Origin of the sequence: Paraburkholderia sp. GAS42, from assembly GCF_050436565.1 — a bacterium.
Lineage (GTDB): Bacteria > Pseudomonadota > Gammaproteobacteria > Burkholderiales > Burkholderiaceae > Paraburkholderia.
Genome location: NZ_JBNDML010000011.1, coordinates 202,551 through 217,236 on the forward strand (window position 1 = coordinate 202,551; position 14,686 = coordinate 217,236).

General features: G+C 59.5%; 14 protein-coding genes. 12 read left to right on the forward strand and 2 right to left on the reverse strand.

The window, feature by feature from the left end; all coding sequences use genetic code 11:
* The first annotated feature begins 108 nt into the window (after positions 1-108).
* The 7 genes from P3T16_RS18245 (at position 109) to P3T16_RS18275 (ending at position 9,583) form a co-directional block, all read left to right on the forward strand.
* On the forward strand, positions 109-1,380 hold the full coding sequence (locus tag P3T16_RS18245; protein WP_429258838.1) for a YeaH/YhbH family protein: 1,272 nt from the start codon (positions 109-111) through the stop codon (positions 1,378-1,380).
* Entirely contained in the window at positions 1,377-3,053 is a 1,677-nt protein-coding gene (locus P3T16_RS18250; protein WP_429258837.1) for a SpoVR family protein, read from the forward strand. Before P3T16_RS18245 ends, P3T16_RS18250 begins: the two co-directional genes overlap by 4 nt.
* Before the next feature lie 1,025 nt (positions 3,054-4,078).
* Positions 4,079-5,374, forward strand: coding sequence for an MFS family transporter (locus P3T16_RS18255; RefSeq protein ID WP_429343324.1), 1,296 nt, complete (start codon positions 4,079-4,081; stop codon positions 5,372-5,374).
* Positions 5,375-5,683: 309 nt separating this feature from the next.
* A complete protein-coding gene (locus P3T16_RS18260; RefSeq protein ID WP_429343359.1) occupies positions 5,684-6,529 on the forward strand; it encodes a TauD/TfdA dioxygenase family protein in 846 nt (281 codons plus the stop codon).
* Positions 6,530-6,581: 52 nt separating this feature from the next.
* A complete protein-coding gene (locus P3T16_RS18265; protein WP_429343325.1) occupies positions 6,582-7,643 on the forward strand; it encodes an ABC transporter substrate-binding protein in 1,062 nt (353 codons plus the stop codon).
* 222 nt (positions 7,644-7,865) lie between these two features.
* Positions 7,866-8,708: an ABC transporter ATP-binding protein gene (locus tag P3T16_RS18270; RefSeq protein WP_429343326.1), complete on the forward strand. Its 843-nt coding sequence runs from the start codon at positions 7,866-7,868 to the stop codon at positions 8,706-8,708.
* Positions 8,705-9,583 (forward strand): ABC transporter permease, encoded by an 879-nt coding sequence (locus P3T16_RS18275; protein WP_429343327.1) that lies wholly within the window; start codon positions 8,705-8,707, stop codon positions 9,581-9,583. Before P3T16_RS18270 ends, P3T16_RS18275 begins: the two co-directional genes overlap by 4 nt.
* 45 nt (positions 9,584-9,628) lie before the next feature.
* Here P3T16_RS18275 and P3T16_RS18280 read toward each other — a convergent pair whose 3' ends face one another.
* Positions 9,629-10,576, reverse strand: a complete 948-nt coding sequence (locus tag P3T16_RS18280) for a glycosyltransferase family 2 protein (RefSeq protein WP_429343328.1) — start codon at positions 10,574-10,576, stop codon at positions 9,629-9,631.
* Positions 10,577-10,955: 379 nt separating this feature from the next.
* Between P3T16_RS18280 and P3T16_RS18285 the strand changes: the two genes are divergently transcribed.
* The 4 genes from P3T16_RS18285 to P3T16_RS18300 all read left to right on the forward strand — a co-directional run bounded on the left by P3T16_RS18285 (position 10,956) and on the right by P3T16_RS18300 (position 13,379).
* Positions 10,956-11,822 carry an NmrA family NAD(P)-binding protein gene (locus P3T16_RS18285; protein WP_429343329.1) on the forward strand — a complete coding sequence of 289 codons (867 nt, stop codon included), beginning with the start codon at positions 10,956-10,958 and terminating at the stop codon, positions 11,820-11,822.
* Between the two features lie 87 nt (positions 11,823-11,909).
* Positions 11,910-12,395 (forward strand): SRPBCC family protein, encoded by a 486-nt coding sequence (locus P3T16_RS18290; protein WP_429343330.1) that lies wholly within the window; start codon positions 11,910-11,912, stop codon positions 12,393-12,395.
* A 346-nt stretch (positions 12,396-12,741) separates the two neighbouring features.
* Entirely contained in the window at positions 12,742-12,945 is a 204-nt protein-coding gene (locus P3T16_RS18295; RefSeq protein ID WP_429258829.1) for a cold-shock protein, read from the forward strand.
* Between the two features lie 203 nt (positions 12,946-13,148).
* Positions 13,149-13,379, forward strand: coding sequence for a hypothetical protein (locus tag P3T16_RS18300; RefSeq protein WP_429258828.1), 231 nt, complete (start codon positions 13,149-13,151; stop codon positions 13,377-13,379).
* Positions 13,380-13,437: 58 nt separating this feature from the next.
* Here P3T16_RS18300 and P3T16_RS18305 read toward each other — a convergent pair whose 3' ends face one another.
* A complete protein-coding gene (locus P3T16_RS18305) occupies positions 13,438-13,884 on the reverse strand; it encodes a hypothetical protein (protein WP_429343331.1) in 447 nt (148 codons plus the stop codon).
* A 52-nt stretch (positions 13,885-13,936) separates the two neighbouring features.
* Here P3T16_RS18305 and P3T16_RS18310 point away from each other — a divergent pair, with 52 nt between their 5' ends.
* Positions 13,937-14,659 (forward strand): dienelactone hydrolase family protein, encoded by a 723-nt coding sequence (locus P3T16_RS18310; RefSeq protein WP_429343332.1) that lies wholly within the window; start codon positions 13,937-13,939, stop codon positions 14,657-14,659.
* Positions 14,660-14,686 lie beyond the last annotated feature (27 nt).

Here is a 14,686-nt window from a genome sequence, read left to right on the forward strand (position 1 = left end):
CGCGTCGCGCAACGGCGCGGGCACCTTGCGAGGCGCAAGCCGCATGGACATGAGGTTGCATGCGCAACTTGCGTCTCGCGCTTCAGAAATTCGAGCGGGAGACCGGGTGTGCTTCATCAAATCATCGACCGCAGGCTGGCAGGCAAGAACAAGAGCATTGCAAATCGCGAACGCTTCCTGCGTCGCGTAAAGAACTATATTCGTCGCGCCGTATCGGAAGCGGTCCGCGACCGTAGCATCAAGGATATCCAGAACACGCAGAGCATCACGATTCCGCGCAAGGACATCGCGGAGCCTTCGTTCCGGCATGGTCCGGGGGGCAAGCGTGAGATGGTGCATCCCGGCAATGCCGACTACATCCGCGGTGACAAGATTCCGCGTCCTGGCGGCGGAGGCGGTGGCGGCGGAGGCAGCAGCGCGAGCAACGAAGGCGAGGGTCAGGACGACTTCGTGTTCGAGCTGAGCCGCGAAGAGTTCATGCAGTACTTCTTCGACGATCTCGAACTGCCGCGTCTTGTGAAGACGCATCTGCTCGCCGTACCCACGTGGAAGAGCATCCGTGCGGGCTGGGCGGCCGAAGGCACGCCCAACAATATCGACGTCGTACGCTCATTGCGCAGCGCGCTTGGGCGGCGTATCGCGCTCGGCGCGCCGCTCGTCAACCAGTTGCACGAAATGGAGAAGCAGCTTGAAGTGATGAAGGCTGATCCGGCCGATCGTCGCGAAGAGATCAAGGTGCTCGAAGAAGAAATCCATCATCTGCGCGGGCGCATCTGGCGCATTCCGTTCATCGATCCATTCGACCTGCGTTACGTGAACCGCGTGAAGCAGCCGGAGCCGTCGAGCCAGGCTGTGATGTTCTGTCTGATGGATGTGTCCGGTTCGATGGACGAGCAGCGCAAGGATCTCGCAAAGCGCTTTTTCATCCTGCTGTATCTCTTCCTCAAGCGCAATTACGAGCGGATCGAAGTGGTATTCATCCGCCATCACACGCGCGCTGAAGAGGTCGATGAAGACACGTTCTTTCATTCGACGGAAAGCGGCGGTACGGTGGTGTCGAGTGCACTCGAACTGATGACCAAGGTCGTGGAGGACCGTTATTCACCGAGTGAATGGAACATTTACGGCGCTCAGGCATCGGATGGCGACAACTGGACGGACGATTCCCCGAAGTGTCGCAAGATCCTGGCAGATGACATTCTGACGAAGGTGCGCTATTTTGCGTATATTCAGGTCACGCCTGAAGAGCAGAACCTGTGGCTCGAATACGCGCATCTTGCGCAGACGGCGCCACAGATGGCGATGAAGAAAGTGGAAACGGCGGCGGATATCTACCCGGTTTTCCGGGAATTGTTCGAAAAGCAGGTGGCGACCTCATGACCACGCGACATCTGCACAATGAAGCGCGCGGCTACCAGCCAGAGCGCAGGAAGGGCGCGAAGGAGACGGATTCTGGTCGCGCCGGACCGGCTGCAGCAGTAGCACCTGGGCAAACCGCGGTGCCCGTGGAAGGGCAAAGGGAAGTCCGTATGAACGTTGCCGATAGACGGCCTCTGCCGTGCCCGTCCGACTGGACCTTCGAACTCATCGAAGAATACGATACGCACATCTCCCATGTTGCAGAGCAATATGGGCTTGACACGTATCCGATCCAGCTCGAACTCATCAGTTCCGAACAGATGATGGACGCGTACGCGTCTGTCGGCATGCCGGTAAATTACCGGCACTGGTCGTTCGGAAAGCACTACCTCTCGACTGAAAAGAGCTACCGTCGCGGGCAGATGGGGCTTGCGTACGAGATCGTCATCAACTCGAATCCATGCATCGCGTATCTGATGGAAGAGAACACGATGACGATGCAGGCGCTTGTCATCGCGCATGCGGCGTACGGGCACAATTCGTTTTTCAAGGGCAACTATCTGTTCAAGCTCTGGACGGATGCTCACGCGATCATCGACTACCTTGTCTACGCGAAGAACTATATCGCGGAGTGCGAGGAGCGCTTTGGTCTGGACCGTGTGGAAGAACTGCTCGATTCGTGCCATGCGTTGATGAACTATGGCGTGGACCGTTACAAGCGTCCGCAGAAGCTGTCGCTTTCGAAGGAATCGGCGGCACGTCGCGAGCGCGAGGCGTATCTGCAATCGCAGGTGAACGAACTGTGGCGCACGTTGCCTTCGAAGAAGGAGGCGTTGCCTGAGGAGACGGAGGGTCGTTATCCGCCTGAGCCGCAGGAAAATCTGCTGTATTTCGCGGAGAAGAACTCGCCGCTGCTGGAGCCGTGGGAACGGGAGGTGATCCGGATTGTGCGGAAGGTGGGGCAGTATTTCTATCCGCAGCGGCAGACGCAGGTCATGAACGAAGGGTGGGCGACGTTCTGGCATTACACGTTGCTCAACACGCTCTATAACCAGGGCAAGCTGGAAGACGGCTTCATGATGGAGTTTCTCCATTCACACAGCAATGTCGTGTACCAGCCGCCGGTGACGAAGCCGTATTACAGCGGCATCAATCCGTACGCACTGGGCTTTTCGATGATGAGCGATATCCGTCGCATCTGCGAATCGCCTACTGATGAGGACCGGCACTGGTTCCCTGAGCTTGCGGGCAGCCCGTGGCTGGACTCGTTGCATTACGCGATGCGTAATTTCAAGGATGAGAGTTTTGTTGCGCAGTATCTGTCGCCTCATCTGATCCGTGAAATGCGGCTGTTTTCCGTGCTCGATGACGATATGCGGGATGCGCTGGAAGTTTCGGCGATTCATGACGAGAGTGGGTATCAGTACGTGAGGCAGGCGCTGTCGCGGCAGTACGATATGCATCATCGCGAGCCGAATATTCAGGTTTGGTCGGTTAATACGCGTGGCGACCGGAGTTTGACCCTTCGGCATTTTATGAGCGATAACCGGCATCTCTCTGGTGATAGCGAAGAGGTTTTGAAGCATATGGCCAGGCTCTGGCAGTTCGACGTGTTTCTCGAAAGTGTCGATGAGAATGGCACCGTGCGGAAGCGGTATGAATGTCGGTATGTGGCGCCCTTGATCAGGGTTTGATTTTTTTCGGTTTTCTCTGTTTGGGGTTGGTCGTTTTTCTGGATTTTGGTCTTTCCTTGTTTGGCCTTTCCTTGTGTTCATGTCGGTCTATTGGCGTCGCCCCTGTGCGGGGCGGCACCTACTTGCCCACAGGCGCTTCTTGCGACGCGTTTGGGCTTCTTGCTGGCCTTTCCTTGGATTCATGTCGGTCTATTTGCGTTGCCCCTGTGCGGGGCGGCACCTACTTTTCTTTGTCCTTGCCAAAGAAAAGTAGGCAAAAGAAAGGCGCCGAAAACTCTTCGCTTCCTGGCGCGTCATCACCGGGGAATGGCATCCCATGAAGTGTCGCCCTCGCACTTCAAGCGGCATGGGTCCGCGCACGATCTGTTTTCCAGCACAGCAGCCTTTGTGACACAGGGCTCATCCATCCGGCTTCGCACTGCGTGCGCCACCGACCTGCACAACCCGTCCACCGTCACCGCCTGGTAGACCCGTCCGCGACGCGCGCAGCGCGAAGCGGCGTGGATGACAGCCTTGTCACATGCGGTATTGTGCGAGGGGCGGTCTCATGCGCGGACCCATATCGCCTGGAGCGCGAGGGCGACACTTCATGGGGTACCGTTCCCCGCGTGCGACACAACCCGGAATGGACGACATTTCGGCGCCTTTCTTTTGCCTACTTTTCTTTGGCAAGGACAAAGAAAAGTAGGTGCCGCCCCGCACAGGGGCAACGCCAATAGACCGACACGAATACAAGGAAAGGCCAAAAAAAGCGCGCCTGAAACAACGCCTGTGAACAAGGCCGCCCCGCCCAGGGGCAACGCCAATAGACCGACATGAACACAAGGAAAGGCCAACAAAAAACGCACCTGAAGCAACGCCTATGAACAAGACCGCCCCGCCCAGGGGCAACATAAACGACCCACTAACCCCAAAAACCCACAAACCCAAACCTTTCATCCGCTAAAATCCGCGACGGGACAAAAAAACAAAACCCCGAGACAGACGGACAGACAGAAAAAAGCAACGAAAGGAAACCCCAACCTATGACCGACCACACCATCCTCCAACCCCACGACACCCGTCGTCGAATATTCGCCATCGTCGGCGCCTCGTCAGGAAATCTCGTCGAGTGGTTCGACTTCTACGTCTACTCGTTCTGCGCGCTGTACTTCGCGCCGGCCTTCTTCCCGAACGGCAACACGACGACTCAGTTGTTGAACACAGCAGGTGTCTTCGCAGCAGGCTTCCTGATGCGCCCGATCGGCGGCTGGTTCTTCGGGCGTCTCGCCGACAAGAAAGGCCGACGCATCGCAATGATGGTCTCGGTCTTCATGATGTGCGGCGGCTCGCTCGTCATCGCCGTGCTTCCCACCTACGCCCAGATCGGCGCGCTCGCGCCCGCGCTGCTGCTCGTCGCGCGCCTGTTCCAGGGCCTGTCGGTCGGTGGCGAATATGGCACCAGCGCGACCTACATGAGTGAAGTCGCGCTCAAGGGCCGTCGCGGTTTCTTCGCGTCGTTCCAGTACGTCACGCTGATCGGCGGCCAGCTCTGCGCACTGCTCGTTCTCGTGATCCTGCAACAAACCCTCTCCACCGAAGAACTGAAAGCGTGGGGCTGGCGCATTCCGTTCGTCGTCGGCGCCTTCGCGGCACTCGTCGCGCTCTATCTGCGTAAATCGCTCGACGAAACCGCGACCGCCGAAAACCGACATCGCAAGGAAGCAGGCACGCTGCGCGGCCTGTGGGTGCACAAGGGCGCCTTCGCGACCGTGCTCGGCTTCACGGCCGGCGGCTCGCTGATTTTCTATACGTTCACGACGTACATGCAGAAATACCTCGTCAACACGGCGGGTATGCACGCAAAAACCGCCAGCAACGTGATGACGGCCGCGCTCTTCGTCTATATGGTCATACAGCCGCTCTTCGGTGCGCTGTCGGACCGCATCGGCCGCCGCACGTCGATGATGCTGTTCGGTCTCTTCGCCACCATCGGCACGGTGCCGCTGCTGCACACGCTCAAGGACATCACAAACCCGTACGCAGCGTTTGGCCTCATCGTGCTGGCGCTCGCGATCGTCAGCTTCTATACGTCGATCAGCGGCCTCATCAAGGCAGAAATGTTCCCGCCGGAAGTACGTGCGCTCGGCGTGGGCCTGTCGTACGCGCTCGCCAATGCAATCTTCGGCGGCTCGGCGGAATATGTCGCGCTGTGGCTGAAGCAGGCCGGCAGCGAACCGATGTTCTACTGGTACGTCACGGCGCTTTGCGCGATTGCGGGCCTCGTGTCGTTCCGCATGCGCGATCCGGGTAAGGAAGGCTACCTGCGTAACGAACCCTAAGCATTGCGCGCTTTTTGTGGCGCAGACAGACGGCGGTTCCGGTATTCCGGCACCGCCGTTTTTCATGGGGCCGCAGCGGCAGCAATATCCAGGTCAGCATGCCGTTTATCACTTCAGCAGATAAACGTATCGGATTTGCTTCGTTGACCCCTCGCAGCCGTGTCCGTAGATTGACGGTTTGACGGCGCCCGCCGGCGCTCGCACCTCCGACGATCTGACGAAGAGTTTCGCGTGACACCTGCCACTTCCGACTACGCACCCGCTCATCAAGCGGCTCATCAGCCCGTAACCGCCGCTGCAGCGCAACGCATCGAAATCCGCGCATTCGACGCACCCGTGGGCGCCGAAGTGCTGGGTCTCGACCTGAGCCAGCCGCTTCCGGCCGAAGACTTCGCACGTATTCATCGCGCGCATCTCGATCATCACGTGCTGGTGTTCCGCGATCAACGCATCACGCCAGACCAGCATATCGCCTTCAGTCGCCGTTTCGGGCCGCTACAGATTCACGTGCTGCATCAGTTTCAGCTTGCCGGTTATCCGGAAGTGCTGGTGGTATCCAACATCGTCGAGAACGGCAAGCCGATTGGTCTCGGCGACGCTGGGCATTTCTGGCACTCCGATCTGTCGTACAAGGAAAAACCGAGCCTCGGCTCGCTGCTGCATGCTCAGGAGTTGCCATCGGAAGGTGGCGACACGCTCTTCGCCAACATGCATCTCGCGTGGGACACGTTGCCTGCGCACCTGCGCAAAGCGGTGGAGGGGCGTTCGGCCGAACACACCTATCTTGCGAAATACGCGGAATTGCAGAAGCGCAGCCCGTGGCGTCCCAACCTTTCGGCGGAACAGATCGCACAGGTCAAACCCGTCGTGCAGCCTGTCTTGCGTACCCATCCGGAGACGGGCCGCAAGGCACTCTTCGTCAGCGAACATTTCACGACGCACATCGTGGGTCTTCCCGAAGACGAAAGCCGTCAACTGCTCGAAGCACTTTTCGCGCACAGCGTGCGCCCGGAGCATCTCTATCGCCACGTCTGGGCGGAACACGATCTCGTGTTCTGGGACAACCGTTCGCTGATGCATCTCGCCGCCGGCACGCCCGACCATCTGCGCCGCAAGATGTATCGCACAACCATCGAGGGCGATGCGCCGTTCTGACGGCATCCACGTCCGCGCCCCACGCCTCTCACCCACGCACACTGGAGTTCCAATGTTCCCGTTTCGCCCGGCCGCTGTGCGGTCGCCTGCACGCTCGTCCTTCGCGCGCCGGTTCGCCGCCGCCTGCCTCACGCTTTCGATTGGCGTCACGGGTCTCGGCGCGGCCACGCCAGCGCATGCGGAAGGACAGATCCGTATCGCCGAGCAGTTCGGCATCGTCTATCTGCTGCTCAATGTCGCGCGTGATCAGCAACTGATCGAGAAAGAAGGGCGCAAGGCGGGGCTCGATATCAAGGTCGACTGGGTGCAACTCTCGGGTGGCTCGGCCATCAACGATGCGCTGCTGTCCGGTTCGATCGACATCGCGGGCGCCGGCGTGGGTCCGTTGCTGACGATCTGGGATCGCACGCGTGGCCGGCAGAACGTGAAAGGCGTCGCTTCGCTCGGTAATCTGCCGTACTACCTTGTGTCGAACAATCCCAACGTGAAAACGATCGCGGACTTCACGGAGAAGGATCGCATCGCGTTGCCGGCTGTCTCGGTTTCGGTTCAATCGCGTGTATTGCAGTTCGCTGCCGCGAAGCGCTGGGGCGAGAAAGATTTCAACCGGCTCGACAAGCTGACGCAGGCCGTTCCGCATCCGGACGCCGCCGCCGCGATCATCGCCGGCGGCACGGAAATCACCGGACATTTCGGCAATCCGCCTTTCCAGGAACAGGAACTCGCCAGCAATCCGAAGGCGCATATCGTGCTGAATTCGTACGACGTGCTGGGTGGGCCAGGCTCGGCGACTGTCCTCTACGCAACGGAGAAATTCCGCAATGAGAACCCAAAAACATACCGCGCGTTCGTCGATGCGCTCGCTGACGCGGCGCGTTATGTCACCGCCAATCCCGACGCCGCGGCCGATACCTATATCCGCGTGAACCATTCGAAGACCGATCGCAATCTGTTGCTGTCGATCATCCGCAACCCGCAGGTGCAGTTCAAGGTCGCGCCGCAAAACACGTTGCCGCTCGCGCAATTCATGTATCGCGTGGGTGCGATAAAGAACGAGCCGAAATCATGGAAGGACTATTTCTTCGACGATCCGGCTACCGCTGCCGGCAGCTAGATCGCCGCCGATGACGCGCACAAACATCGCATCACGCGTCCAGACAGGGCGTGGCAACAGCGCTTCCGGCGCTTATGCGCCAGCATGTATTGAATATGCGCAATCATTGGTTGGTGTACGCACGCGGGGCCCGTATGGTGTCGTTTTGCTTTTACGGTGTCCCATCGTGAACGTTACGACGCATGTGCCATTCGCCGAAGTGCTACCGCGAGGAGTCGCGTAATGGTGGCCAATCCTTCGATTCTTTTCCCTGACGCCGGGGTTCAGGCAACCAGCGAAGCCGGTGCCCAGCATAGCGAACGGCTGCTTGCTGTCGATAGCGTGAACCTCGAATACCGCACCCGCGAACGCATCGTGCGCGCGACGCATAACGTGAGCTTCGACGTCTACGGCGGCGATCGCTTTGTGCTGCTCGGGCCGTCGGGTTGCGGCAAATCGACGTTGTTGAAAGCGGTCGCCGGTTTCATCCAGCCGCATTCGGGCACGATCTCGCTCGACGGCGAACCCGTTCGCGGACCGGGTGCCGATCGCATCGTCGTGTTTCAGGAATTCGATCAGCTGCCGCCGTGGAAAACGGTGCTGCAAAACGTGATGTTTCCGCTGCGCACGGCGAAAAAACTGGGTCACGCGGCGGCGAAGGAACGCGCGCAGCACTATCTGGACAAAGTCGGTCTGGCGTCGTTTGCCGACGCGTATCCGCATACGTTGTCAGGCGGGATGAAGCAGCGGGTCGCGATCGCGCGGGCGCTCGCCATGCAGCCGCGTGTGCTGCTGATGGACGAACCGTTCGCCGCGCTCGACGCGCTCACGCGACGCAAGATGCAGGAAGAACTGCTGCGTCTGTGGGAAGAGGTGCGTTTCACGTTGCTGTTCGTCACCCATTCAATCGAAGAGGCGCTGGTGGTCGGTAACCGGATTCTGCTGCTGTCGCCGCATCCGGGGCGCGTGCGAGCGGAACTCAATAGCCATCAATACACGCAGGACAGCTTCGGGCGTGTCGACTTTCAGCGCAGCGTTGCGCATATTCACCGCTTGCTGTTCGAAGAGACGGAGCCCGTTCAATGAGTACGCCCGCCACCTTGTTGCCGCCGGTTCGGCCCGAATACGAGCGCCCGCCGGAATTGCCCGATGACGTTGTCATCGAAGCGCCGTTACCGCTCGCGCGGCGCCTCATCGCGCAGTCGTGGCTGCGCAAGACGTTGATCGCGCTGGCGCTGATTGCCGCGTGGGAAACAGCGGCTCGCGTGTTGAACAACGATCTGCTGCTACCGACGTTCGGCGCAACGTTGAGCGCGTTCGTGCAGGGTGTGCTGTCCGGCGAACTGCTGCAGAAGACGGCTGTTTCGCTGTCGGTTCTGGTGCGCGGCTATCTGCTTGGCGTGCTGTTCGCGTTTCTTTTGACGTCGCTAGCGGTATCGACGCGCATCGGCCGCGATCTGTTGTCGATGCTCACCGCGATGTTCAATCCATTGCCGTCGATTGCGCTGCTGCCGCTTGCGCTGTTGTGGTTTGGCCTTGGCACTGGAAGCCTGCTGTTCGTGCTCGTGCACGCCGTGCTGTGGCCATTGGCGCTCAATACGTATTCAGGTTTTCAGGCCGTGCCGGAAACGCTGCGCATGACCGGGCGCAACTACGGCCTGGGCGGTCTGCGTCACGTGACGCTGATTCTCGTGCCGGCCGCGTTGCCGTCGATTCTTGCCGGATTGCGGGTCGGCTGGGCATTTGCGTGGCGCACGCTGATCGCCGCTGAACTCGTATTTGGCGCAAGCAGCGGCAACGGTGGCCTCGGCTGGTACATCTTCCAGAATCGCAACGAGCTCTATACCGACCGCGTATTCGCGGGCCTTGCCGCGGTGATTGCGATTGGCCTCCTCGTCGAGCATCTTGTGTTTGACACGCTCGAGCGTGCGACGGTGCGTCGTTGGGGTGTGCAGCGCTGAGGGGCGCGTGACCATCGTGGATCAGATGAGGCGCACCGTTTGCAGTTAGCGCGGTTTGAGCGTGAGCATCGAACGCGAGATCATCATCAGATGATAGTAGAGCCGCATGCTGAAGCCGTAGTTATAGGCGAACAGATTTTTAGCGGCGATACGCAGCCCTTTGACGGGATCGTGATTGCGCGAGTAAACCGAGACGACGATCGGCACAATGCGTCGCAACGCGAGCTTGCGCGCCGGTTCGAGTTGCCGGTCGAGACGCAGGTTGTCGATGAACGCATACGCCGACACCGAAGCCGCGCTCGTCGAACGTTTGGTCGTCGTCGAAATCGACACATCGGTCTTGCGATAGAACGATACGTATTCGTTGAGGTAGTACACGCGCTTCGCCGCAAGACATAACTCGACGCCGAATACATAGTCGCAGCACATGCCGTACTGTTCCTTGTAACTGATCCGGCGCACGAGATCTGCGTTCGCCATCCAGCCATTGTTAGGGAACATCTGGATCAGACCGGTGCGTCCAGGCGGCTGCTGCAAACCTTCAGCGCTTTTCGTGCGGTAAAAATCGGCATTCAGCCGGTCGCTCGCTTCGCGATCGACGTGTCCCGCCTGATCGACTTCATACTGGTTGGCAAACGCGACCTCGAGATCGGGATGGCGATCCCAGAGCGAAACCAGGCGTTCGACGCCATCGGCGACGAGATAGTCGTCGTCGTGGATCAGCAGTATCTTGCTGCCAACGGCGCGCGCGAAGAGACTCGACACATTACGTGCCTGCCCGAGCGAAGGGGTGTTCCTCACATACCGGACGCGCGGCTCGTGCTGATAACGCGTCGCGATCAACTGCTGTGTGCGGTCATCTTTCGAATCGTCGCCGATCAGGATCTCGACGTTCGCGTGTGTCTGCGCAAGGCACGATTCGATGCACTCGACAATGAGGTCGGGGCGATTGCAGGTCGGCAGACAAATGGAGACCTTCGTTTGCGTCGTCATCGGATTCGCCTTATGTCGTGAGTCAGTGTTCGTGAAGGGTCAATACTGCGCGCTCCCATGACGAACTACTCGCCATGCGATACCAGGGTAGCCCAAAAAAAATCGAAAAAAATCCTCAATAAATCGGCCAAAAAACCGGATTCCGTGCAATCGCCCGCCCTGTAACGCTCGCGCTGCACCGTGCCTGCTGACTTGTCGGGCGCGGGATGTTTGCTGGCAGCAGGACGCGGGGCCGGTTAATACCGCCCCTTTACATTTGAGCCCGATGGGTAGTGACATACTGGCATCAATCAAATGACATTCATGCTCTGGATGGAATTGGGCCTGGCGAACAGAATCCTTCCCGTGCGGTGCTGGCCGCGGTTTACTGGAGAGACAGATGTTCGCGATTACCGGAATTACAGGACAGGTTGGGGGTGTTGTGGCACGGCATCTGCTGGCGACGCAGCAGGATGTTCGCGCCGTCGTGCGTGATGCGAAGAAGGGTGCAGCGTGGGCAGAAGCGGGCTGCGACGTGGCGTTCGCCAGCATGGACGACGGCGAAGCATTGACCCGCGCATTGGCGGGCACCGAAGGCGTATTCATTCTGCTGCCGCCGAATTTTGATCCGTCGCCGGGCTTTCCGGAGTCGCGCCGAATCATCGCGACATTGCGTAGCGCACTCGAAGTCGTGAAGCCCCAAAAAGTCGTGTGTCTTTCGACAATCGGCGCTCAGGCGGAACAGACAAACCTGCTTCAGCAACTGCAGATCATGGAACAGGAACTCGGCACACTGTCGACGCCAGTCGCATTCTTGCGGGCCGCGTGGTTCATGGAAAACGCCGCATGGGACGTCGCGCCAGCGAGCACAACCGGCATCATGCCGAGCTTTCTTCAACCGCTAGACCGACGGGTGCCGATGGTCGCAACCGCCGATGTCGGTCGCGTGGCGGCGATGCTTCTGGGAGAGACGTGGTCTGGCCGTCGCGTGGTGGAGCTCGAGGGCCCGGGGCGCCTCAGCCCCAACGATCTTGCGACGGCCTTCGGTCATCTGCTCGGCAGGGACGTGCGCGCGCAAGCGGTGCCGCGCGATACGTGGGAATCGTTGTTCCGCGCGCAGGGCATGCAGAATCCGGCGCCGCGAATCCAGATGCTCGACGGTTTCAACGAAGGCTGGATCAGGTTCGAAGCCCCAGAGGGCGAAACGATGAAGGGCGCCGTGACCCTCGAAACGGTACTGCGGGGGTTGATCGAGTGCGCAGAATGAGCGCATCAGGCACTATATCGATGCGAAACCCGGAAAGCGCGGGCGGCTGGCGGGATCTGGCGTGGCAACCTGATCGCGGGAGGAATCGTGCACACGATCGAATACCGTTTTTCGACGACGTGGCGAATCGAGGCGCCGTTGCCTGCGGTCTGGGCCGCCGTCCACGATTCGTCGCACTGGCCGCGATGGTGGAAAAGCGTCGAACGCGTCATCGAGGTCGCGCCGGGAACCGGCGAGGGCGTGGGTGCCGTGCACCGCTATATATGGAAGGGCGCATTGCCTTACCGGCTTGTGTTCGACATGCAGGTGACGCGTATCGAGCCCCTTGTCGCGCTGGAAGGCGACGCCTCGGGCGATGTACAGGGAACCGGTCGCTGGTTTTTTTCACACGATGGCAGCGCGACGATCGTGCGTTATGACTGGCACGTCCGTACAAGCCGGCCGTGGATGAATCTGCTCGCGCCGATAGCGCGCCCCGTTTTTCAGTGGAATCACGACGCGGTCATGCGCGAAGGCGGCGAATCCCTCGCTCGTCTTCTTCACGCGCGTCTGCTTAGTATTGACCACGCGTGAAGCGGTTTGCGTCTCCTTACGGGTCCTCGTGTGCGATATGCAAGGCTTCCGGCGAAGACAACCCCTGGCCCATGTATTCAATGAGCCGCGCCGTGCGAGCGCCCGATCCGAAGAGATCGTGTAACCCTTTGCTGTGGCGGCTGCGAGCGAGACCAACAAACCGTTACTGAATAAACCTTGCTTCGAAGGGCCCAACAGCGTACTGTGGGGGCCGAAGTTCAAGAAGGTCGATTGCTGATCATCAATGTGTCGCCTCTTCCGCGGTATTCGTTGTCCTCTCACTCCTTGATTCTTCTCCATCGCCCCTCTGTGGGGCGGATTACTTATTTTTTTCGCAAGGTTGGTTATGGATACCGGTACCGTCAAGTGGTTCAACGATAGCAAAGGCTTCGGCTTCATTACGCCGGACGCAGGTGGTGAAGATCTGTTCGCGCACTTCTCGGAAGTGAAGGGCGACGGCTTCAAGACCCTGGCTGAAAACCAGAAGGTCAGCTACGAAACGAAGCGTGGTCCGAAGGGCCTGCAAGCTGCGAACATCACGCCGCTTTAAGCCTGACAGACCTCTCAGCCGCGCGCCCGTCATGGGCATCCGGCTGATCTGGTTGTAACGACAACCTTTATGGTCGTCGTCCGCTGCCGCCCTTATAGGGCGGCAGTTTTGTTTGTGCGACCGCTTTGCGTTTTTCCGTTCGCTTCGTTTGATTGATAGACTGATATCCCGAGGCACAAAAGACCCGGAAACAGGAGACATCCATGACGAAAATTGCCTTCAAGGATTTCGAGCGGCAGGTTGTGCAACGTCATTTGATCAAGGGGCACGTGTACGAAAACGCGGCGGCGTTGGTGGAAAGGGCCAATGCGTGGATCAGCGAGGCGGGGATCGATGTGGTGAACATCGAAAGCCTGTCCACATTCGGCACGGGCGACGATACGAGCGTCAGCCACTGGTATTCGGGCATCCGCATCTGGTATCGGACGCAATAACCGGGCGAACGCCACACGCTCAATGACAGCATCGCCTGTTTGTCTGCTGTCGTTGATATCATCTGGCTCGCTGCGGCGACGCGAGTCTGCTTGCCGCATCCATTTGATCAAAAGAAAAGCCGGAACAACGATGCGTTTGCGGAAAATTGAGTTTGCGTTTCTGGCTATAGCGGTGGTGTCGGTCGTGGGTTTTGGAACGTGGCTTCAGCGGGAGATGGACCGTGCCGCGCGTACACGGAATCAACGCACGGTCGATGACGTTCACAATAATTGCAGCGATGCCGTTAATCGCCGCTCCAGTCACCTCGATACGATCTGGTGTGGCGCCGTCGCCCGCGACCGGACGAATCTGACTCGCCAGGTCGCCCAGCTTGTTATCAGGTAAAGCTATATAACGTGTTTCATCAGGCGGTATGAACGGGAACACCCACGTTGCGGCAGCGTTGCCGGGTACTGCGACAACAGCATGCCTCGCCCATCGGCAGACGAGGTAGCGCGTCTGCATCATCGCGCTGCAGGCGCTATGCTAGCGGTTCCGTTTAATCGAGGACCCGCTCATGAAACAGACATCAGGCTCCATGGTCACCTTTCGCCGCCCTGACGGCCAGGAGGTGCAGGGCTATCTCGCGAAGCCGCAGAAACTCGAGGACGCACCTGCCATCGTCGTGATTCAGGAATGGTGGGGTTTGAACGACCAGATTCGCGGCGTAGCGGACCGGCTTGCGCAGTCCGGCTATCTGGCGCTGGTCCCCGATCTGTACCGGGGAAAAGCGACAGTGGAAGAGGAGGAGGCGCACCATTTGATGACCGGGCTCGACTTTGGCGACGCCACTGCTCAGGATATTCGTGGTGCCGTCCAGTACCTGAAGACGCATTCAGAACGGGTCGGCGTGGCCGGCTATTGCATGGGTGGTGCGCTGACATTGCTGGCGCTCTGCCAGATCCCTGAGCTGTCGGCCGGCGTGGTCTGGTACGGCTTCCCGCCGATCGAGTACATCGACGCGACGAAAATCAAGGTTCCGGTGCTGGGTCACTGGGCCACACAGGACGCGTTCTTTGCAGCTGAAACGGTGGATGCACTGGAAACCAGGCTGGTCGACGCCAGTGTCGACGTGGAGTTTCATCGCTATCTCGCGCATCATGCGTTCGCCAACGAAACGGCGGTCGGGCCGGGCCGGATCTCCAGAACCCAGTTCGATCCGGTCTGGTCACAGCTGGCCTGGGACCGCACGCTGACCTTTCTGGGCCGCTCGATGTGGCCTCAGCGGGTTCGAGGCTGACCTGGCTCGCAGCGTCTACGCCGGCGG

What these genes read in the sequence shown, in the direction of transcription:
- P3T16_RS18250 (WP_429258837.1), top strand. Translation starts at nt 1,377, where the DNA reads ATGACCACGCGACATCTGCACAATGAAGCGCGCGGCTACCAGCCAGAG.
- P3T16_RS18255 (WP_429343324.1), top strand. Translation starts at nt 4,079, where the DNA reads ATGACCGACCACACCATCCTCCAACCCCACGACACCCGTCGTCGAATA.
- P3T16_RS18265 (WP_429343325.1), top strand. Translation starts at nt 6,582, where the DNA reads ATGTTCCCGTTTCGCCCGGCCGCTGTGCGGTCGCCTGCACGCTCGTCC.
- P3T16_RS18270 (WP_429343326.1), top strand. Translation starts at nt 7,866, where the DNA reads ATGGTGGCCAATCCTTCGATTCTTTTCCCTGACGCCGGGGTTCAGGCA.
- P3T16_RS18275 (WP_429343327.1), top strand. Translation starts at nt 8,705, where the DNA reads ATGAGTACGCCCGCCACCTTGTTGCCGCCGGTTCGGCCCGAATACGAG.
- P3T16_RS18280 (WP_429343328.1), bottom strand. Translation starts at nt 10,576, where the DNA reads ATGACGACGCAAACGAAGGTCTCCATTTGTCTGCCGACCTGCAATCGC.
- P3T16_RS18285 (WP_429343329.1), top strand. Translation starts at nt 10,956, where the DNA reads ATGTTCGCGATTACCGGAATTACAGGACAGGTTGGGGGTGTTGTGGCA.
- P3T16_RS18295 (WP_429258829.1), top strand. Translation starts at nt 12,742, where the DNA reads ATGGATACCGGTACCGTCAAGTGGTTCAACGATAGCAAAGGCTTCGGC.
- P3T16_RS18300 (WP_429258828.1), top strand. Translation starts at nt 13,149, where the DNA reads ATGACGAAAATTGCCTTCAAGGATTTCGAGCGGCAGGTTGTGCAACGT.
- P3T16_RS18305 (WP_429343331.1), bottom strand. Translation starts at nt 13,884, where the DNA reads ATGCAGACGCGCTACCTCGTCTGCCGATGGGCGAGGCATGCTGTTGTC.
- P3T16_RS18310 (WP_429343332.1), top strand. Translation starts at nt 13,937, where the DNA reads ATGAAACAGACATCAGGCTCCATGGTCACCTTTCGCCGCCCTGACGGC.